The following is a 20,833-nucleotide window of genomic DNA, read 5'->3' as shown; positions in this document are numbered from 1 at the left end:
TCTTCCCTATAAATGCTTGTTTTTATAGTATTAAATCTTATAAAATTTCAAAGTTGCAGAACTTAACTACTGGATTCTTAATAGATATCAAAATACTTTTATTATTATTTGAAAAGTCCAAATAACTTGCCTAAAGTTTCAAGACTATTTTTATGAGGTTTAAGTTTACTCATCTGCGACAAACAAACATACACTTTTGTTTGTTCATAAAAGTTTAAGGCTAATGTTTGTGCCCCAAACCCGTCTGGAGGGCTAAATTGATATTGGAAAATTAATGGATTACTTCCTTTTGTTTGGGTTTTCCAATGTTTCTGTTCATTCTCAATCATTAATATTGCGTTTTGAATAAATTGATTTGACTCTAATGCCGCTTTATCTTGGGATAAAAACATATTTGATAAGACAAGGCATTCTCCATTGTGTTGAACTCTGTACTCGTGGTAGTAGAGTGCGCGTGCAATTGCCTCAAAAGAGTAACTTAATCGGGGAACTTCTATATTAACTAGCGAAACCGGAAACTCTTGTTCTTTCATTTTTAAATTAAAATTTTTCTCAACTTGTAGTAGATTTTTTTTATACTTTAAAGATCGCCGCAATTTTGTATGTGTGTGTGCATAAGCTATGATATTATTCCCTACTCTTGCAGTTAAACAAGCCATAAGATATTCATCTTCACCAGATTTTAATGAGTTATGCTCATCGCAGGAAGGAACAGTAATTAATTCAGAGCGAAAGGATTGATTAAATATTTTTTTAACATCTTTATCTGCTGGAAAGAGGCAACGAGGTGGAACATGCTCACGTGATATAGCTTGTTTTCCGCACCAATAACATTGCTGCTCAGATTGATTCAAAGTACACCCTCCTTTTAGGTTTACAGCATTTTTTCAATAAGTAAGGTCACTTACCAACTTAGAGCATCATTCAACTATCGTAAGCTATTTCAAAAATTTCTTTCTCATTTAACTTCTCGTATTTAAGTACTAGCCTATAAACGTGAAAAACTGGAGAGTGAATATGGGAATTCACATTTTTTTCACATCACTGTAATTATCTTACTCAGTGAACTTCTGAAATGCCTTTATAAGGGATTGTCATAATTCACGTTCTGAAGTAACTAGATTTCTAAGGACTCTATAAAGCCCAAAATCTCATCAGAATCCTGAGCATTGACTGAAGTCGATTCTCTATAATTATATCATCAATATTTCCTTGGCTCAGTTTGTATCTTCCTTCACGCTTGCTTTGCAAGAGTTTTCCTAAGTTTTGTTTCCCCCACAACTAAGGTAACACCGCTTCAACGGTCATTTCATCGATCTCAGACGCTCCATGTGTCTAACTTCTTCAAATGCTCTGTCCAGTACTCTTTAACAAATACTTTCCAACATCACTATCTTTGCGTTCCCGCATAATCTTCGTGCATTACCTCCTCTCTCTGAGGGTTTAGGTTTTTTTTTTCTTTTTCTTAACGCCCTGTGAGATCTACCCTGCTAAGAGCAATAGCATTACACTTACTGACTATCACATCTTTTACCAATTGATACCGGCAATCAATAGTGGGTATTGCTTTCTTAGAAATTTTGTCCTTCCACTGCCCTTGTATGTAATTTCTGTTCGTCAGACTTAGAGTTGCCGAAGGCCTTTCTTCAGGAATCTACTTCACGGTGGACAGCCTGGCTTTTATGCTGCAAAGCCTATAACGAACTTTCAACGCCAAGTTTTCTCTATGCAGACCGAACACACTAAAAAAGGCTGTAGGGATTTCTCCAGACTGCCTTAAATTTAAGTCGTTTTAAACAGATTTCAATATCACTATGCTATATTTCAATCTCATATTTTATTTTTATTTTCATTCTTTTAATGTAATTAATGCTCACATCATCAGTGCTCGTGAAATTTAAAATAGCGTAGTTTGTATAATCTTCACCTCTTACCCCCTTATAAGAGATACCATGATATCCAATTTCCTTGCAGCACTCAGCAATATAATTGGTTAAAGCATAGTCAGAATTGTATATACCATCATTATTTGAACTTTCCCGTACCAAATCATTAAACTTATAAAACAACCTATCTATATCGAGCATTATTAATGGTCTTCTGATATAAACGTGAGCAATACATATATCTTGTTTTGCTGTCGGGTTAATTTCATAAGGAATTGAATCAATATTATCACAACAGTACAGTACAGACCTTCCAACAGGATTAAAGCGTCCGTGACTGGCCCATGATTGCGGAGGATTCCACATTTGATCTATTTCATAATCTTTGCAATTCTTAGTGACAGTTCTACCTCTAAAGACAATGGTGCCAGTTCTTAATACTCCATAATGAGCCTTATCGAAATGTGTTTCCAGCAATTTAAAGATTGATTGGCCTACGTTATGAAGATAGCCCAGCATATGATTAGCTCTTAAATATATTGCGAATTCGATTAAATCTTCTGTGTTAATGTCCATTCCATAATCAGATGCAAAGTCTCGAATTTTAGTATATTTAATAATATCATAGAATTGCTGGATATCTTCTTTCGAATATATTTTGTCTTCTCTAAAAAACTTATATTCAGATCTTGTTCTATCTGTTTGCGGATCAGATCTGTTATAACCAAACCCGCAATTTTGACATTTTAACAATAACAACAGATTATCTTTTACTTTATATTCAAGTAGGTAATATATTAAGTTGTCAACTGGTTGACCTAATGCTGTAAGATTACTAACATCGTTATCACTAAGATCATAGTGCCCTTTATAGTCAGAGTCATCTTTTATTACTTTGTTAATAAATGCTCCTTCGCAATTAAAGCAATAGTGAATCTTCTTAGAAATGCTTTCCGACAGAACTATTAAAGAAATCTCAAAAAAGTCATCTTCAGATATGTAATATTCATTCTCAGCAATTTCTTTTTCACATACACACATTAATTCATCATCTTTATCGGCCTGGTCAAAATAAGAATCTAAGAAATGTGATTCTATCTCCATTACAGCATCTTTAAGTATTTTGTTTTTGAGATTCCCTTTAAAGCAAGTATTGCAGTGAAGATTTATATACATATAGTAATTCACCTTTTCTAGTATTAGCTATTCTGACTCTAATTTAAAATAACTTGCCAATGTAACCAATTAAACTAAATGAAAATTACTGAGTTGAGCGATCTCGTCACCTGTTATTTCAAGCATAATCATCCCCCCCTTTTGTAGCTAACTTTCTATTGTAACTAGAATATCCTCCAAAATAGAATTCAAATTGTTACGTTGCCCAACTTTCTTATATACAAGAATTTCAGTGAAATCTTCGCAGAGGTTCTTCCAAAATGTTATGGTTATCACTAAAAATATGGATATAGTTAAAACACCGAAGAATATAGTAAGCTGCCACTCGGTAGATTGAAAGATACTCATCTCATAAATATATTTCAGAAGATAATTTAAGTTTGGAGCAAGAACTGCTATTAATATACTTGGTGCAATAAGTGGCGGCATTTTGTCTTTACTATTGTCTGTCTTATATGAGTCCATCAAACGTTCAATTTTCCATTTTGAATAAAGGTTATGCTCTATTAGGTATTCTGTTATGAGGTGAACCTGGACTTCATGAAAACCGTCAATCCACTTGCCTTTTTCTGTTTTAACTGAAAATTCTCTATTAAGTATAATCCGAGCTTTATTATTGAACTGTTTATGTATATAAACAAAGTACACACAGAACACAGTCGCAGAAGGAATCGTAATCAAAGCCCACTTTTCTGTTGATAACAGTATTAGTAGAGTAATTGAGATTGGCACGGTTAAAATACATGTGATCATATAACTCCAGAATAGAAACGGCATATTCTGATAAATAAGCACACGTGCCCTTACTTTATTCGTGTAATAATCAAGTAATCTGCTTTTCATTTGATCCTCTATTTCTTTAGATTGTTTAAATTATCGATTGTTTTGAGTATGTCATTCACAAAACTCTCAACTATCTTAATTTCTTCAATGTCTCTATTTACGAGAAGTGCATTGATTCGATCTAGAATTTCGTGCGCTTCTTTGTTGGACAAATCATTGTCATAATTACGGAATAATTCTTCTGGTGTTATATCTAAAGCTTCTATTAGTTTCTGCAGGGTATCCAAAGAAATGTTTCTCTCCCCTTTTTCAATCCCACCAATATAAGGCTGTGGGAGATCTACTTGTTCTCCTAAATTAGCCTGAGTTAATCCCTTTGACTTTCTTAGAGATTTTATTCGCTCGCCTACAAAAGCATTAATTTTTATCATAAGTACAATTCACCTCTCACTTAAGAGTAGGTGTACTTATGTATGAAATAAATATACTCAAACTATATATTACCATTAGTAATTATATAATTTAAGATATATATTTACTTAGAAAAAATAAAATTTCTATAGGAGTGTACTTCATGAGACAATTACCTCATCAAATAGTTATAGAAAATGTTCTCCAAACTAAAATGAGGGGAAAAATTGCATACCAAAGTGCGTTCCCATCCTCAATTGCTATGCATTCAACCTATGTCAAACCATATAACGACCCAACTGGAAAAGGATATCAACGGCCAGTTGATCCGAAACGTGTCGATGAATTTGCACTATACCTCTCCAAAGGTGATAATGCATTATTTACACCAATTCTCTTGAATGCATCTGGTATGTGGGAATTTACAGCGTATGACTCTAGTAGACCTATGTTTGGAAGATTACTTTGCAAGAGTAAAGCTTCTGTACTGGACGGACAGCATCGACTAGGAGGTATTAAACGTTATACTCAGGAAACGCATTCAGAAATTAATGTTCCCTTCATGGTTTTTCACTATTTAGATGACGATGAAGAAATCGAATTTTTCGATACTATTAATACAAAAGCAAAGGGACTCGGGACTTCTCTAAGTAAATATTTGAAGAGAGAACACGATGAATTGAGCTGGATGTCCACTGAACTGTTGATATTTAACGATAGTCCTTTTTATCATATAGGTAGTATTACAGGTAAACGAAGTAAAGGCAGACATATTACACTTCAGAATCTCCATCGCATGCTAAAGTATTTTTTCAAAGACACCGAGACTACAGATTTATCAAAACATGAAAAGGTAGATCTTGTACTTGAGTTTTTCAATATAATACGACAAGAATATCCTCATGAATGGATGAACTATAAAGAATACAAACTTACGCATATTGTATGTTTAGACGCCCTAGCAATGGCTGCATCCAAAGCTTTGTCTAACTGTAAGAAAGAAAACTCAACACAAATAGACCATCAAAAATTTATCAAGTCAGTAACACGCTTGAAGAGGATTGATTGGTCTACAGATGGCCCTTTTAAATATTTAAAAGGTATTTCAAGTTCTAAGACTTTAGCTTCAGAATTATTCGATATTATGAATTTAGAGTGACTGATCCGGCTGCAACCGCCTCAAATTGGTTCGTTTACCTCAGGCCCGTGCTTTTGCCATCGGCTTCATTCTGATTTACCTCACGGTGGAATACCCTAGGCCTTAGCTAAAGATAGGCGGTTGCCAGCCTCCATGCGGGACTTTTACCCTATAGATGAAGCCCATACTGAGCATACGATAAAAAAAAAGACCATCGACACTTTGTCGACAGCCTGAAAGTCCTTGCTGAGCAAGGACTCTAATGCAACCAATTATAGTTCGCCATACAATTTGCGTTTACTAACCGTTCAACTTTACCTTGTCTAATTCCAGCACGACGTCGGTTAACCTTAACAGCGTAAACGGCGCAGTCGTTCCGTTTTGATCATTCAGCACGGAAAGATCAAAATGAAATTGTCCACCGTTTGTCTCCGGCCTGCGCGTCGCAAAAAACGTTTCGACTTGCTTAGCGATCGTATCAACCACCTCCCTCCTATCGGCAAGGCTTCTACGCGGCATGAGTAAAACCGGCACGACGATGGAAAATAACTGATTGGCCAAACGGTAGGAATACATGCACTCCGCCTGCAGATAGTAGTTTCCGAAGGAATTGGAGATGGTGACATCGCCGAAAATCCGATCGATAAACCGATTTAGTTGTTCATCGAGCGGTTGCGGATCGGATGGATCTTCGTCGGTCATGGCGATCGGGTAGTTTCTTCTCAACGAGGGAAGATACGCCTGTTCAAAGCGATGCTTGTCCGTCCGGTAGATAAAAGGGGCTGCCGTACGCTTCCCTTCGACCAATTCCTCGTTACGTGTAATCGCAATGGAAGTCCACGCGCTTGACTCTCTGAGAATATTTAAACCAGGCAGCTTAACTTTGCGCTTCAATGCGGTCAATCCTGCTTCCGCCCGAAGAGGCGCCCCGTTGGCATCCGTGTAAGTGAAATCGTAGCGGCAAAGCTTGCCTCCTTCCATAAAAACAGGATTGTCGGCGGGAATGCATTGATAGCCTGCAATTTCGACCAAAGGCGCCTCGGAGGAAGGGTTTGGCGAGGTTTCGGTTAAGCGTAAGCCCCAGACGCCATCTTCTCTCTCTGCCTCCTCGATGTAGAATTGGTAATCGTGACGGACAGAGGACGTGGGTTTCGGCTTCAAATCGGACGATGTAACCTGCAAGCCGCTTTTGAAATTTTCCCACCCTTGCCAATTGCTTGCGATAAACTTTACGATGTCGATCAGCGCGTGGGCTGCATCATTGATCACAGTCTTCGCCTCTTCGCTTGCCATCGAACCGACATTTGTAGCGGTCTTCACTTTTTCAATCAACGCAGGATAATAATCATGGTAATCCTTGAGCGCCCCGCAAAGATGTTGTAGATCCTCACCTGACTCCAAATGTCCTCTCGTGTTCTCCCTAAAGACTACTTCTACGCGAACCCGATCCTGCGGGAGATGGCGCGTCCGACTGTACGTAAACTCATAATCCCATTTCAGATGCTCCTCAAGAGGCCTCCCGTGCACCGACTGGTCGGTTTCCGGATCATGCAGTGCTTGCCCGGACAGCACCGGGATCTCCGGATAGCTCCTTAACGCTAACGGAACCTGGAAGGAGCCGAGTTGCCGATCCAGGAAGGTCAGGTCAAGCTGCTGCGAATCGGGCAGGATAAAATACAGCCAGGAAGAAGCTTTGAACTCCGGAATCTCTGGCAGCTGCTCGATTTGGTGCTCAATATGCGTCGGATTGTAATAACCGTCTACCTGTACATACGGCTTTGGCGTAATGGCAGCGGGGTCTTCCCGCGTTCCGACAAAGGAGATGTTCAACAGTGAGTAGCTGTCCGCCACCCCTTTAGACGCAATATCGATCTTGCAAGGAGGCAGCGTCAACCCGGCCGGCAGCGGTTCCGCAGTTCTTATCGTGCCGTAAAGTCTGGGCTTGTCTTCTTGGCCATTACTGCTCTTGTTCGTTATTCCGCTCAAATAAACGCGAAATTGGGCGACCGCATCCAGCAAATACGTCTTTGAGAGCGAGTGAAGCAGCTTCTGCTTATAAACTTCGCGAGCTGAATCCAGCAATTCTTTATCTTCCGAGGAGGAGTCATCCTCCTTGATAGCGTCGTAAACTTTTATAAGTTGAGCAGATATCGTTTTCGCGAGTTGTTCTTTACATTCCATCAGTTGCTCGCTATATCGCTTACTGTCCGGTTCAGGCCGCAGCAGCTCGAAGGCTGCCATAGCCTCGGAAGCAAGAATCTGTTCGAAGGTATCCAGAAAAAACCTTGCCTGCCGTTCCATATCTAACGTAGAAACATTAAGATTTGGTTGATCGCCGGTAACTTTTCCAGAGGCATTATATTGCTGCTTGTACGGCAGCAGCGTATCCGCATTAATTAACGGGCTTGGCGCGTAGATTATCGGCTCCTGTGATTTTCCCGCATGCTCTGGAATCGAGAATTGAATACCGTCGCCGTCGATGTTATCCGGTGCAGAAGCGCGAACGAGCCAGATCGCCACGTCCACCGCACGCTCGATCCATTTTCGACGGTCAAGACCAACGGCTGTGCGGTAACGGGGGCCTTCCTTTATATTCAATGCCGCTTCAAGCTGGCTGGCAAAGTTGCGAAGCGACAGTGTCGGATCGACTCCATCAGGTCCGTTCGATAATGCGTTCAAGGAGCGCGCAGGAAGTATGTTTGCAGCTTGACGCCAGAATGCGGAAGTGAAACGAAACTCCGGGTCCACCGCATACCGCTTACGTACGAATTCCAAAGAGACAGTCAGCTCGAATACGTCTTGCTCTGTGATCTGCTCCAGATCGATGCGTAAGTCGAGCAATAAAGGCTTGTCTTCAGAGAGTAGGTTTGCAGACAGACTATTTACGCTTCCATTCGCCCACGCCGTCTGTAGCTCCGCCGTCTCCTTCAGGAATGCAATCAAGTTGTTCCTGTCTGCGGCTGTCAGCAAAATCGGTTCCGAAAATGTTAACGGCATTAAAGATGTGCGAATCAAGCAATCGACCGTCTCGATCCCTTTCAATTGATGTTCCAGCTGGCCGGCGGCACGATACAGCCTTTCCGCCTGAGCCTCTGTCTGTTTTTTTGTCTCATCGGTAGGCGCCGACTTCAAATACGAAATGTCTCGTGTAAATCGAACACGTATCATGGGCTGCCCTTTTTCGGTTACGATCTCATAATCGCTCACAATCGTCGGCCACTGTTGGGGACCCAGCAGTTCATCCGTAAAGCCGATAGTTACAGGCGGCAGGAGATTGCGCAAGCCTTCTTGCTTCTCGCTGTCCCGAACAAGCCGATTGCCGAACACATCCATCCAGTCATATTTCATCTGCAGCACCGAACCGATACCGCGATAAGCTGGGAACCCCTGCGGCTCCGTCATTTTCTCTTGCTTTAAAAAGCGCACGTAAGGGATCGCCTTCGTATAGTGCAAAGGCGCTTGAGGAGCCGAAGCGTTCGCCCCATCAGCTTGACCGGGCAATGCTTGATGATTTGCGGTCTCAGTCGGACCGATTGGAAGAGCCGGCACATGAGCTTCGAATCGATCATTGCACAAAATCCGATAGCTCAGCAAATGGAACAGCTCTTCGAGATCTTCCTCGTCATCCGGCTTTGCATCGTTTGCAGAAGCGTCCCGTTCGGCGATCAGTTCGATGGCCCCCTCAGGCAAGGCGGGAAGTCTGTGAATAGGCCCGGTACGCAGGCGAATCTCCTTGCTGTTGGCAAACATGGTCAACAGCTTCTCCTGATTGGACCAAATGAGCGAGGTGACAGAGACGTTGTAAAGCTTTGCAATTCCCTTTAAATTTCGGATTTCCGCCTCCTTCTTCACCTCATGAGTCGTCCTTGGAATATAGAAATAGGTGCCGCCAGCCACTTTCGTCCAATCAGGGATATGTTTGTTTAGTTTCTTTAATTCTTCAGCAGAAAAGCTGTTGCCATACTGCATTACGATTTTCTCCACCGTATCCAGCACTTCCGGCCGAATCAGTTCGATGCTGCCTTCAATCATAAGCGTCTCGCCTACGTTCAGAGGCTGCTCGGCATGCGCTTCCGCGAACTCGTTCCAATCTCCAAGGTAGCGGTCCATCATATCTGCAAATGACGAATTTTCGTCAAGCTGTTCGATCGGCAGCTCTTCTCGCTCCCACTCAGCGTACATCGAACGGCCCGGGCTAGCCGCCGTCAGCCCGCCTGTGATCAAACAATTCAAATAGGAGTGCGCCTTGCTGTCCGAACCGACAAGCAGCAGTTGAAGCTCGGCTTCTCCTTTATCGTCGAACAGCTCGTTGGGCAGCTTCCCCTGCGCATCCTCACCGTTGCCAGCAAACAATCGATATCCACCCGCACGGGTGATGCTTCCTTCCCACAGCTTGCTGATGAATAGATGCATATCGCCGACCAGTCCCGTTTCCGTCTCTCCCGACAACACCAGCGCGGATGCAGGGTTCGTATCCGAGCTCAAATTCTCCTGAAGGACGAAGAGCACGGGACTTCCCTTGACCGCCTGCAGGGTATCGTCCGTTCCTGATCGGTACAGCAACCGGGCATGGAGGTCGGCTCCGTTGAGCGCCTCACGGCCAAGCTTGAGCAGACGTTCAAGGAGGACAATATCGGATTCCCTGACGCCTAGAAACGAATGAATTTTGCCTTGCCACCACGGTGCGCTTCCTGCCTCCGCAAGAAGCTCCACACTCTGCTTAATGCGCAGGCGCAGAAGCATGCCGCTCTTCCAACGCAACGGCAAGTTCGTATCATTGTTAAAACCGTAGGCAATCGTCTCCTCCGTTCCACCCTGTTCATTTTTGGAAACGGATTTGACAATGAGCTCCGGCTTCACTGCTCCATCGTCCATTCCCTCAGGGACGACCATGGATTGCGGCATCGACCAGATGCGAACCGGCCCGGGGAATGCATGCCAGAGCGCGTCGTTTTCTGCGGGACGCCACTCGATTGAACGACTGGGCGTATGACGGACAGGAACAGCATATGACGGAATCCGCAGCCGGATTCGGGCGTTGTCGATCGCTTGAAAGCCCGATCTTGTATGGAACTGCGGAATGTTGCGGGTATCCAGATTAATGCGTAGCGGGCTCAACAAAATTCACATCCTTGTCTATGATCTGAATATGCGGTTCAGTCTCCGAGGTGAGGGACACGGACCACTCGTCAATGGCTTCAAGCTCCGTAAGCTCGATCTGCTGGCCGGTTAGCTCGAACAACCCGTAGTCATGGGATTTGCCAAGCCCGTTCCGGACGTGCAGACCGTCATCGCCCGCGAGCCGCATACCATGCAGGAAGCATCTGGAGATCAGCCCCGACAGCTTGCGAAGTACGCCTTTGGCGCGCATTCGTCTGAACACTTCACTCGACCCCAGGCGTTTCAACGGCCCGGTTTTTAATGAAGCGGCGTTAAATTGGATTTGCTCGCGAATGATAATATCGCTGGCGAGCACGTTCACATTCAGCTTGAATTGGTCTATTACGGATTGGAGCGTCGTTTCTCGATCCGTCCTGACCAGATATTGAATGGGAGGAAGATTAATCTCTGATGACGGCAGGAGCGGGACGTACGGAAACTCGGTCAGCAACTGTGTCACTGTAAGGGTTAATCGATCGGCCAATGTGCGCAGTGTATCTCCAGGTTCAATCTTGATCGTTTTGGCCGGGTCAGCCCCGACTACCTCTCCCGCCTTTAATGGCCATTGCGAGGATTGCTTCTCCATATGTTCCTCAAATACTTCAATTTTGAATGTTTCATTTTCTTTGAGGCTGCTCCAGGTGTCGCTCTCTTTTGTCAGGTAAGTAACATTCCGCAACGTAATATCGGTTCCGCCGCGGAGCGGTACATCCCGATTGTACGCGAGCAAGCTGCGAACGACCGGCGTCATCGCTTCGGCATTCGGTGCGGGGGATCCGGGGGAGTGGTCTGCATTCACTGCATCGAATACTGCAGCGGCTGCACTGCCCAGCGTCGATTGTTCGGCCAGCGGATAGACATAATCGTCGAGTACGTTCAGCGCTTCGTGGACGAGCTCGCGCGCAATCGTAACGAAATAATCGTACATGACATATTCGGCAACAGACAGTGCGTTGACCGGCTCGTCTGCCCGCGCTTCAGCACTACTTTTAGGCGCATCTGGAACCGTCGTCGAAGCGGAGTCTCGCCTGAAGCGTTCGGACGACTTTTTCAAATAGGCAAAGGTCGCTGTCGCGGCCTCGGCAAATAAATAATTCTCGTCGTTTCCTTCCGAGGTGGCGATGACGTCTCCGCTCCTTCTACCGATTTTCACCCGAAGCGAAGGCGGCGCGGGGAAAAATGCCGTTTCCAGGCATACGTCGCTTGGCGGTTGACCATCCGCTGACGGCTGGCATTGCATTTCATCGGAGACAACCGTAATTGTCCAATGGTTTCGCAAAAAGGAGCCGAGCTGTTCGGGAGGAATGATCCTTCGTCCCGCATTTAAGAATTTATTGTACTGGTTAAGTACATCTCGTGAGACGAATTCGCGGGTGAAATATTCGATGCTTACAGGCTTTCCCTGTCCGCTTGCGGCTGCACCTAGCCACGCCCACGTACGTTCGCAGAGCCGCTCGAAGTCCGACAAAGCTGCCGGTTCTTCATTGTTGACGAGCTCCCCGACCGTTCCGATCGCGAATAGCAGGACGAGCGCATGCTCCGCTCGCGATTGTTCACCGTCCCGCTTCTCGACTGCGGTCAGCACTGGCGCAAGATACAACGTAAGCGGCGGCTGCTCGCCCGCATCGGGAGGAAGGAGATTGCCCCAATGGAGCTCGGGGATCGGAAGTGTCGCCGCATCCTGTTCCGATTCGCCTTTCGTGAGCGCGATGCTGTCACCCTGGGTTTGAATACGCCAGGGCGCATTCGTCTGCTTTGGTTTTATTGAGAAGGTTTCCTTGATGCTCGCAGAGTAAGATACGCTGATTTTGATTTTGAAGCGCCCCTTGCCGATTTTAATCTTGAGGCGAATGTTAACGTCCGCGATTAGCGATATTTCCAGGTCACCGTACGCTTCGTAGTCCAGCATCGTCGCGATCGTGACGACCACGTCTACGGATGCCTTCACCAAGGATAGGTTGACTTCCCCGAACAGCCGTCCCTGAATACCCGCAATCCCCTGCAACCTGTAGTAATAGTCGCCTTTTCCGTCCCTGTCCGGCTGCCAGCGTGCAAGCACGCCCTCCAGAATACCGATCGTCGTCACCGCGAAGCCCGCGGTCAGCGGACCTTTGTGAACTTCCTTGCCAATGCCGAGCCGCATGCCGAAGCCGAACTCCATCACGGTGCCGAAATGGCCGGTATGCGCGTGCGGCAAACGGTTCGTCGTATATTCGGACAGCTTGTTGATATAGAACCCTGCAGAGCCTATGGCCGGTATGCCGGGCGGAACAATTGTCTGGATCGTGCAGGAGCGCGAAAAGTCCATGTTCCGGGGGAAGCCGATATCGATGCGAAAATCGCCGTTGGTATAGATTCCGATGCCGAACGAAGGAAGCGTGACCGAATACGCGCCAAATTCCAGGTAGCGGAGCGAATCCGGCAGCGTGATCTCAGCCTGATACAGCCCGATATCCTCGGTCACCTTTTGATAGAGAATTTCAAAATCGAGCCCTTTGAAAAACTCTCCCTGGCTACCGCCTACGACCACTTTCAGTCCGTACATCTTCGGATCGCTAAAGACAAACTTCAAGGAAATGGCTTTTAGCAACAGCAGCTCTGCCGCGACAAACCATCCGGTTGCGGGATCGTGCCGGACCGTCTGCAAGTCATGCGCCAGGCTAATTCCCTTATCCACGCTGTCGATCGTGCCTGAATCGGCATCCAGCGCCACGCGCTGGCCGATCGCAAGCAGCTTGAGATCGAGCAAGCCTTCCAGAAGGTCGGGGGTAGGGGCTGTAGATGGATCGGCGGGGAACCATTCAAGGCTAGATACGCCCGGCACTGAGCCTATAAGCTCAAACTTCAGCCTTTTGGCCGGCGCTAGCGCTTTAATAAAATCGTAGCGCAAAGCAATCCCGTCGATCTTCGCCAGCTTGACGAAATCAAGCGATTTATTTAGCGTTGGAGAGGTCAACGCGATTCCAGTATCGATATTAAAGTTCAATTCGAGCTCCGGAAGCTCCCATCCGTTCAGAGCTGCCCATGGTCCCGTCAATCCGAATTTGCGATCGGACCCTTTGACCCAGGATACAGATTCTTCAATCAGCTTGCCCAGCGAAAAATCGGTCAAACGGAATTTCATTTTACTAAAATTTCCGCCAGGATTGATGTCCGCAGTAAATCCATTCCAGGCTGCCGTCACTTTCCCGCTGTCCATGTCTCGGCAAAAGGAAATCCGGAAACCGAAGAAGTCGGCATCCCCGCACAATAATCCGGCAAACTTTTGTAATTCTGGACTGTAATTAAGCATCAAGCGAGCCTGAAGGTTGATTTTATCCGACAAGGTCCAGGGTACCGCCGCCGATAGTTGCCACTTCTCTTCGTCCCAACAAATGGTCATCTGATCGATAGAAATGCCGGTGCTTCCCGACAAACTGTCCATGGATGTAATTGAACCGCACAACGTCCATTCCCTAGCGACATACGCGCAAGACACTTCTGCTTGTATGCTACCGATCTCTACGGTTCCAAGCAGCTTTGCTAGTTGAATGCCGAACTGATTGCCCGACACCTGCACTTCCTTAAATCGGAGGACACCGTCACCCAAATTGACTGTCCCGCCTTCATTGCTTGAGATTAGCTTGGCCTGGCCGGAAAATTGTATAGCCTTATCGATGTATTGCACGTCTAACTTTAACTCTGAAACGCTGATTCCGGTAAAGGCTTCAAGTATTTGATTCGACCCGGATGGTATCCATAACGATGCGAATGCTTGAATCGGACTCGGCTTGTCCCGATCCTGAAAGACGGTCCAGCTCCAGCGGTCATTCTCGAACGTCCCGGAGAATCTGAACACAGAATCCGCTTCTTCCAACGTGCCGTCAATCGACAGCATCACGTTTACCTTGCCGTCTGCATGCGCAGCTTCAAGGGTCAAGGCGCCGCTCTGCAAAGTCGGCAGCCCCGGTAGCATCCAATCGCCGAACTGCAGCGATGCTTTCAGGTTGGTCGTTTGTCCGTCCGACTCCCGATAATCGAGTTCAAGCATGAGGCCGCCATTTTTTCCAGTTAGGAAGGGGGCGTGACGAACGATCCGAATATTTCCGGACAGCGGCTCTACATTTTTTATGGCGACATCGGCAATCGGCGCTACCGTTTGGAACTTGCGAGTGAAATTCGGAGCTTCTCCCGGAATCGGCGATTCGACGGAAATCCAGCTGGAGCCGACCAGCACCTCAACTGACAACGTTCCCTTTAACGACGTGGACTCGCCGTCGATGCCTTCCAGATGGAATCGCCCATTTCTGAACACCAGCCAATCAATCCCCTGCATACGAAAAGACAATTGCGGATCCACAGGCTCCGCATTTAAGACAAAAGACATCGGCGCGTCTTGCGGTTCCTTCAGCGTTAGTGTTATATGCACCGGCGACTTGAATAACTGTGTCTGACCTTTGATCGTATAACCGGTTGTCTCGTCGACCGTCAGCGATGCGACAATCCAGGTCGCGTACGCGGATAATCGGTCCAACGGCTCGGCAATGCCTGTCGCGGAAAGCCATTTTCCAAAATCCAAGGATCGAGATGCCGCTACCGCGATTGCTGCCTGCTCGCGAAGCGCTTCGAGCTTGCCCATGCTGTCACTTCCCTTCTTTCCTTAATTCCCTTGATAGCTCGCATACCACCCGATCGGCTTTAGATTGTCTTCTCCTCCGAACCATTTCAACGACAAGCTGCCAGTCGGCGGAAATCGCATGCCGAGAAATTTTAAATAAGCGTCGGAAAGCAACAGTTCGAAGCGGTTTTCTCCAGTGTCTTGTTCATAACTGAGCACGAGATCGTCGAATTGCAGAGAGATCACGTTTTGAATGCGAAAAGCCTTCTGACCGCCCGGCAGTCCAAGATAAACGGATACTTCGTAGCGATGAGGCTCGTCGTCTCTTCCGGGACCCCACGCGAGCAGTAAATCCGCTTCCAGCAGCTTGTTGTTGCCCAGTACGCCGGATGTGCCTGCTTGAAGGCGGAAGCGCAATCCGTACCAACGTCTCGTCTCATTTTGATCCTTCGGCATACCTACAGCATAGAATTCAGAAGCGGTCGCCACAGGCAAATAACCTGAGACAGGCCTGTCCTGATCATAGAGCAGCTCCGCGAGCTCCATTGAAAAACTGTCGAACAGACTACGAGGCCCCTCCTTAAGCTGCGCGGCTGTCGGTCTTAATGACTTGAGATTCGGCGCTACCTTCCATTGGCCATCCGCTCGCTTCTCAATCATCCATTGAGTGAAAGCGAGCCCGTCTTCCCCGAAGGACATTAAATCGAACGGCTTGCCGTCTCCCAGGGTCAACCGCCGGAAGCGGATCTGGCCGGTCAAGTTCAACCTTTCACCCTGAGCGATCGATTCGTATTTCACTTGATCCACTTTTATACTCTCAAGTACCTTGCCGGGTCCTGAAAAGTCAATCTCCATACTTTCCTTGGACGTCATGACGTAAGCAATCGTCTTGCCCTCGGTTTGCCTGCTCCCTCTCAGAAAGATCGCGCGAACCGGGAGCCCTTCCTTTACGGTTACGGGCTGGTCAAACCACCTTGCAACGGTCAGTTGGCTTCTGCATTGAAAGTCCGCCACCTGATTTTCCCGAATGACCAACCGTAAATAAAGGAATTTGAAGTCGACCTCGGGAAAATTGAACGCCGGTTCTCTCCATGAATTGTTAAAAGCGGGCTCGTCAGGCTTTGTCACGTCATAGTTTTCATTCGTGTAGCTGACCAAGCCGAAGATACGGCTCGCCTTGTTCAATCTTGATGGATCGAGGCCGTCCGTGCCTGTCATCTCCAGGCCGAGATGATGTCCATAGTTAAGGTCGTTCGGAAGGCTGAGGGACGGAGTGTCGCTCAGCGTAGGTTTCAGCACTAGCACGCCGGTCCAATTGGGATCATTGACAATTCGATTGAAGTGAGTCAATGTCGGGTCAAACGTTGCCTGCTCTGCAGCTTCCTTGAGGTAGCCGCCGATCCAGGTCGATAAGACCGGAATATCGCCGGAATCGGTAGAAGCAATACCCTCGAACCGGGATTTTACAAAATCGCCGCTCTGTGTCCACGTTTCGGGCTTTACAATCAGCTCGGCCAGGCTTTGCCCGGGACCGATGCGCGATTTGAAGATCAAAACGTTCGAAAAATCTTCTTCTTCCTCGGGCGAGTTGACATTGACCATAAACGACCATCCTTCGATGTCAATTCGATTATTGAAAACCGCGCCTCCACCGGGTGTGTTCGGAGCGTCGCCCAAAGGCGCAGGGTTCGTCACGACCAGGAACAGCTCGCGGGTCTGAAATGCGCGCTGCAACTCGTCTCCAATCCGTTCAAAGCTGAAATCGGGTTTTGCCTGACCTTCCTGTTCCGAAGCTGGACTCGGCATGGCCAACAGCACTTTATCATATTTGCTCCCATTCAGACGAACCAGCAGTCCGCTCGGCGTTGTGGCATGGTAGGCCGTAGCAACTGTCGTGTCCGTGTTATCCGTGTTGCCCGGCTTGCCTACCGTTTTCACCCAGTATCGTCTGGCCGGAGACAGAATCTGTTGTTCGAAACGGATATAGTTGTCTGGCTCGTCGCTCTCTATACTCCCGTTTATTTTGACGCCTCCATAGGGAACGTACGGGAATGCCGCTTGCGGATCAACGACGACAGGAGTCGGCGTCGGCTTAAAGGGCAGTACCGCATCTTCTGTCGCCGTCCCGGCAGGCGGATCGGCGTAACCGTAGAGAGCGGAGCCTTCCGGTTGAGAGACGTACATCGCCTCTGTTGCTTCCGGCGGCGTATCGGCTCCAGCCGGCAACACAAGGCTGAGCCATGAGGTTGACAGGTCTGATGTCAGCAGCGATTGCGGAGGAATGGCAATTCGATTATCCAGTTCGGACATCCTTTGTCCGAACTGCTCGGCATAAGCGGGCTTGCCGGGATGAAAACGAATCCGTCCGCCGGAAGGAATCAAAAAATATTCACATCCGTTCAAGCCGCCGATCCATTCCATAGGGGGTGTATCTCCGGCTTTCTCGTTGTCCAAGAGCGGTTCAAAGTCTCCTGCCGGCATCAGTAGCGGTGCTTCTCCTTCTGAACCAGGCTGCAAAATCAGTCTCGGCTGCTGCTCGTGCCAGATCGTTTCTTCCTCCTGAACGGAAGGCCTAAGGTCGATCGTATGCCCCATCGCGGATACGCAGTGCGTGCCAAAACGCTGCAGGGCCCCTTTTTCGTCGTACTTCGTAAAAGCCAGGAAGGTGGCTCTGCTTCCTTCGGAAGAGGGGTACATGCCGGCTAGCGGATTGATACAGACGCTCATCCGAATGGTATCCTCTGCTTCTTCCTTGCGGCTTTGCAGCAGCGGATATCGGACGATCGTGTCCGCCCGCTCAGGAGCGTCCGACGGCCAGCCGTATTGAAAGCCGACGAACAGTCGTCCGGAGGTCAAGGAGTTGCGCCGGACAAGCAGCTTGTCGATCGTTAGGCACCCTGAGCCTGAGCCGGACAGCGGCAGCCGGACTTCCACGATGCTCTCATGCTCCGGAGCGGCAGCGCCCTCGAAGGAGATCATTCCATCGTTTGTTCCCCGGTGAAAAACAAGCTCTCCCGTTTCCGTGATTATTTCGATTTTTGCTCCATCTGCGATCGTTAGCTTCCATTGTGAGGCAATCGGTATATTCGCGGGTTGTTGCACTGTTCTCCCTTCTGTATCGGTCGGGAGCCAGACGATTCTGTCGCTCGACACCTCGCCCGTCCCCATCCAGAGATATGCGCGTTCCTTACCTACTAGCGATTCCAGTACAGTTCCCAGCTTGGCCGGCCGCTCGGCCGCTCGTTCCAAAGAGGCGCGGTCCGAAAATATCAGCTTGCCCAGCACCTTAAAGCATGCGTCGGAAAAGCTCAGCTTATCGAGGGCTTGGCCGCTGGCTAGCGTCCAAAAACCGACTGTGCGGTCGTCGGACAAATAAGCTGCGAACCCGTTGTCTTCTGCGACTCTAGTGAGCTCCGCCACCGCCGGCACCCCCAATCCCCGTAATTTTAAGCGATTGCACGACTTCTGCTATATTATTGGCGATTGTGACGGCTTCGTCGTCCGTTCCTGCGAATAACAAACCTACGACTTGATTTTGCTCGTTGACGATAACGGCGCCGGAGTCTCCTTTCGTGGAAAACTTGGCATTATAACGGGTATCCGGTACGATCCGAATTGATCTTGTGAATGTTACTTCACCGATCCCATCAAAAAAGTCGACCGTAATCGTTTTATTTAATCCTTCGACAATGCCGTAAGTAAGCCCGGTGGCTGATCCTACCTTGCGGACGCGAGTGCCCGGTTTCGTATCGGCGGTTCCCGTTAATCGCCCGATTCCAGGAATCTCCCAGGCGACCTCCTTGTTGACAATCTCGGCCAAGGCACCATCCACGTCAAGTTCGATCCGGCCGAAGTTACCGCGTAGGCAGGCATCAGCGAGCATACCGACGAGCGCGTCCTCCGTACAAACGCCTTCCCGCGACAGCTGGGTCAACTGATCTCCCGGCTTCCATCCGGAATCGCCGCACAGCACGTGAAAACAGCTTAATGCATACGTTTTGCCATCTTCTTTCTGTACAAATGCGCCAACCGTCCCCCAGATTCGTCTGTCGCGAATGCTTCTGCACGGGCCGATCGCCATTCCGCCGGACAACGGGCTTTGAATTTGCCCGGCTGCCGCCGTTGCAGACGCATCTTCTTCAGCCGTTGCTTCCAATGACTGAAGCACGAATTTCTCTCGCTTCTCGATCACATCCGTCGGGATTCCTTCCACCGATGAAGGAATAGCGTCTTGCGGCGGTACGTTCGCCTTTTGGTCAACATAGGCACGGATGGCCATTTGGTCCGTCATCTTCCCGTCCACGTATTTCAAACCCACATCAACCGCATTGACATTTCGCTTGAGCTTCCATTCTTCTTCCAACTTTTCCTTAAGAAGAATGGCGCGCTGCAATTCGGTATCCACAGCCTTCTCCCCTTCCTTTATATTAATTCTCAATGATATAAATGCCGATCTTCCTCCTGCGTTAACGGTACGAAATCTACAGCCGGCTCTTTCGCTCTAAATTCGCGTTTGTATTCTTCGAAGTTCCAGGATCTCAGAAAGCTTTGTGCCGCTTGCTGACCGGATTCCATCAGCCACGCTTGATCGTATTCGGTTAGATCGAACTTCGTCGTTACGAATTCGTGTGTTGGAATAAATATCGTGCGGGATTCGGAATGCTTGTCGACGTGACGCTGATCGTGCGCCTGCAGCATCGTTTTAAACATCGCATTAAATAAAGATATCGGGCCGCGAATCGGTCTCACGGGATCGTACGTTCTTTTCTCGGACAATCGAAAACCGAACGTCGGCCATCGGGGAACGGCAGGTACGTCGAACAACCAAATCGGGTAATTGCTCAGTAAGCCGCCATCCAGCATCAAATAAGGTCTGTGGCTGATCGGCGTCTGCCAGCGGTAGGGTTGGAAAAAGAAGGGCAGCGTAGTGCTCATGCGCACGGCTCTGGCGATCGGAAATTCAGCCGGAGACAAGCCGTAATCTGGCAGATCATCCGGGAGTACTACCATTTTGCCGTTGCTGACGTTGGACGCAATGATGGTCAGCTTGCCGCGGGGCAAATCGCCGAATGTACGAATGTCTTTTTGCGCCAGCCACTTTTCAAGCGTACGTTCAAGAGGTTCATTAACGTACATGCCCGATCTCAGTAGTAGCGGCAGGGCTCTGCTTAACAGTGGCACCTCGTTCAGCCACGTTCGTCCGAGCAATTCCCGATAATCGAGCGACTTCATCTTCGCTTTGATCTCATAACCGCTGTACCCGCTTGCCAGCAGTGCCGCTATGATCGAACCGGCCGAGCACCCGGCGATTCGCTGCCAGACGCATCCCTGCGCTTCCATTGTCTCAATCGCGCCGACAAAGGCGGTTCCTCTTACACCGCCACCTTCAAATACAGCGTCTGCTTCTTTCGGCACCAGCAATGTTCCAAACCCCCTAATCGTTTAAATCAGTTGACCCGTTCGCCAAGTTTGGAATAGTCCCCCTATATTTTCTCGTTCGCTGTTCTGCTTTATTCAATCTTTAATTATAATAGTAATTTTATCCAAATCCCATTACTCCAATACTAGTTTGCATAACCACAGTTATGACTTTTCATACAAAAAACTCATTTTCCCGCTCTCTGCTTCCACGAAGCGAATATTCAGCGTCCGTGTAGCGAATACTTTTCAAAAAATGGAGAA

Annotated in this window: 10 protein-coding genes; 1 reads left to right on the top strand and 9 read right to left on the bottom strand. The window is 47.8% G+C overall.

Annotated elements, in window-relative coordinates; genetic code table 11:
• Positions 1 to 104 precede the first annotated feature (104 nt).
• From MKX46_RS02625 to MKX46_RS02610, 4 genes are all read right to left on the bottom strand, one after another.
• Positions 105 to 854, bottom strand: coding sequence for a hypothetical protein (locus MKX46_RS02625; RefSeq protein ID WP_341070859.1), 750 nt, complete (start codon positions 852 to 854; stop codon positions 105 to 107).
• A gap of 963 nt (positions 855 to 1,817) precedes the next feature.
• On the bottom strand, positions 1,818 to 3,062 hold the full coding sequence (locus tag MKX46_RS02620) for an RES family NAD+ phosphorylase (protein WP_341070858.1): 1,245 nt from the start codon (positions 3,060 to 3,062) through the stop codon (positions 1,818 to 1,820).
• Between the two features lie 147 nt (positions 3,063 to 3,209).
• Complete coding sequence (locus tag MKX46_RS02615; RefSeq protein ID WP_341070857.1) at positions 3,210 to 3,905, bottom strand: hypothetical protein; 696 nt, start codon at positions 3,903 to 3,905, stop codon at positions 3,210 to 3,212.
• Positions 3,906 to 3,913: 8 nt separating this feature from the next.
• Positions 3,914 to 4,276 (bottom strand): helix-turn-helix domain-containing protein, encoded by a 363-nt coding sequence (locus tag MKX46_RS02610; protein WP_341070856.1) that lies wholly within the window; start codon positions 4,274 to 4,276, stop codon positions 3,914 to 3,916.
• 143 nt (positions 4,277 to 4,419) lie between these two features.
• On the opposite strand from MKX46_RS02610, the gene MKX46_RS02605 reads away from it, so the two are divergent.
• Positions 4,420 to 5,415 carry a DGQHR domain-containing protein gene (locus tag MKX46_RS02605; protein WP_341070855.1) on the top strand — a complete coding sequence of 332 codons (996 nt, stop codon included), beginning with the start codon at positions 4,420 to 4,422 and terminating at the stop codon, positions 5,413 to 5,415.
• Positions 5,416 to 5,694: 279 nt separating this feature from the next.
• Here MKX46_RS02605 and MKX46_RS02600 read toward each other — a convergent pair whose 3' ends face one another.
• From MKX46_RS02600 to MKX46_RS02580, 5 genes are read right to left on the bottom strand one after another with little or no spacing between them, the layout of a single operon-like run.
• Positions 5,695 to 10,512 carry a hypothetical protein gene (locus tag MKX46_RS02600; RefSeq protein ID WP_341070854.1) on the bottom strand — a complete coding sequence of 1,606 codons (4,818 nt, stop codon included), beginning with the start codon at positions 10,510 to 10,512 and terminating at the stop codon, positions 5,695 to 5,697.
• Positions 10,493 to 15,172 (bottom strand): hypothetical protein, encoded by a 4,680-nt coding sequence (locus MKX46_RS02595; protein WP_341070853.1) that lies wholly within the window; start codon positions 15,170 to 15,172, stop codon positions 10,493 to 10,495. Before MKX46_RS02595 ends, MKX46_RS02600 begins: the two co-directional genes overlap by 20 nt.
• A gap of 21 nt (positions 15,173 to 15,193) precedes the next feature.
• Entirely contained in the window at positions 15,194 to 18,571 is a 3,378-nt protein-coding gene (locus MKX46_RS02590; protein WP_341070852.1) for a hypothetical protein, read from the bottom strand.
• Complete coding sequence (locus tag MKX46_RS02585; protein WP_341070851.1) at positions 18,555 to 19,556, bottom strand: hypothetical protein; 1,002 nt, start codon at positions 19,554 to 19,556, stop codon at positions 18,555 to 18,557. Before MKX46_RS02585 ends, MKX46_RS02590 begins: the two co-directional genes overlap by 17 nt.
• A gap of 29 nt (positions 19,557 to 19,585) precedes the next feature.
• Positions 19,586 to 20,566 carry a patatin-like phospholipase family protein gene (locus tag MKX46_RS02580; RefSeq protein ID WP_341071894.1) on the bottom strand — a complete coding sequence of 327 codons (981 nt, stop codon included), beginning with the start codon at positions 20,564 to 20,566 and terminating at the stop codon, positions 19,586 to 19,588.
• Positions 20,567 to 20,833: the final 267 nt, after the last annotated feature.

Source organism: Paenibacillus sp. FSL P4-0113 (assembly GCF_038009305.1).
GTDB classification, from domain to species: Bacteria; Bacillota; Bacilli; order Paenibacillales; family Paenibacillaceae; genus Paenibacillus; species Paenibacillus polymyxa_D.
The sequence above is the reverse complement of the archived record's forward strand: the minus strand, read 5'-3'. Positions and strand labels throughout refer to the sequence as shown.

What these genes read in the sequence shown, in the direction of transcription:
- MKX46_RS02610 (WP_341070856.1), bottom strand. Translation starts at nt 4,276, where the DNA reads ATGATAAAAATTAATGCTTTTGTAGGCGAGCGAATAAAATCTCTAAGA.
- MKX46_RS02620 (WP_341070858.1), bottom strand. Translation starts at nt 3,062, where the DNA reads ATGTATATAAATCTTCACTGCAATACTTGCTTTAAAGGGAATCTCAAA.
- MKX46_RS02595 (WP_341070853.1), bottom strand. Translation starts at nt 15,172, where the DNA reads ATGGGCAAGCTCGAAGCGCTTCGCGAGCAGGCAGCAATCGCGGTAGCG.
- MKX46_RS02605 (WP_341070855.1), top strand. Translation starts at nt 4,420, where the DNA reads ATGAGACAATTACCTCATCAAATAGTTATAGAAAATGTTCTCCAAACT.
- MKX46_RS02615 (WP_341070857.1), bottom strand. Translation starts at nt 3,905, where the DNA reads ATGAAAAGCAGATTACTTGATTATTACACGAATAAAGTAAGGGCACGT.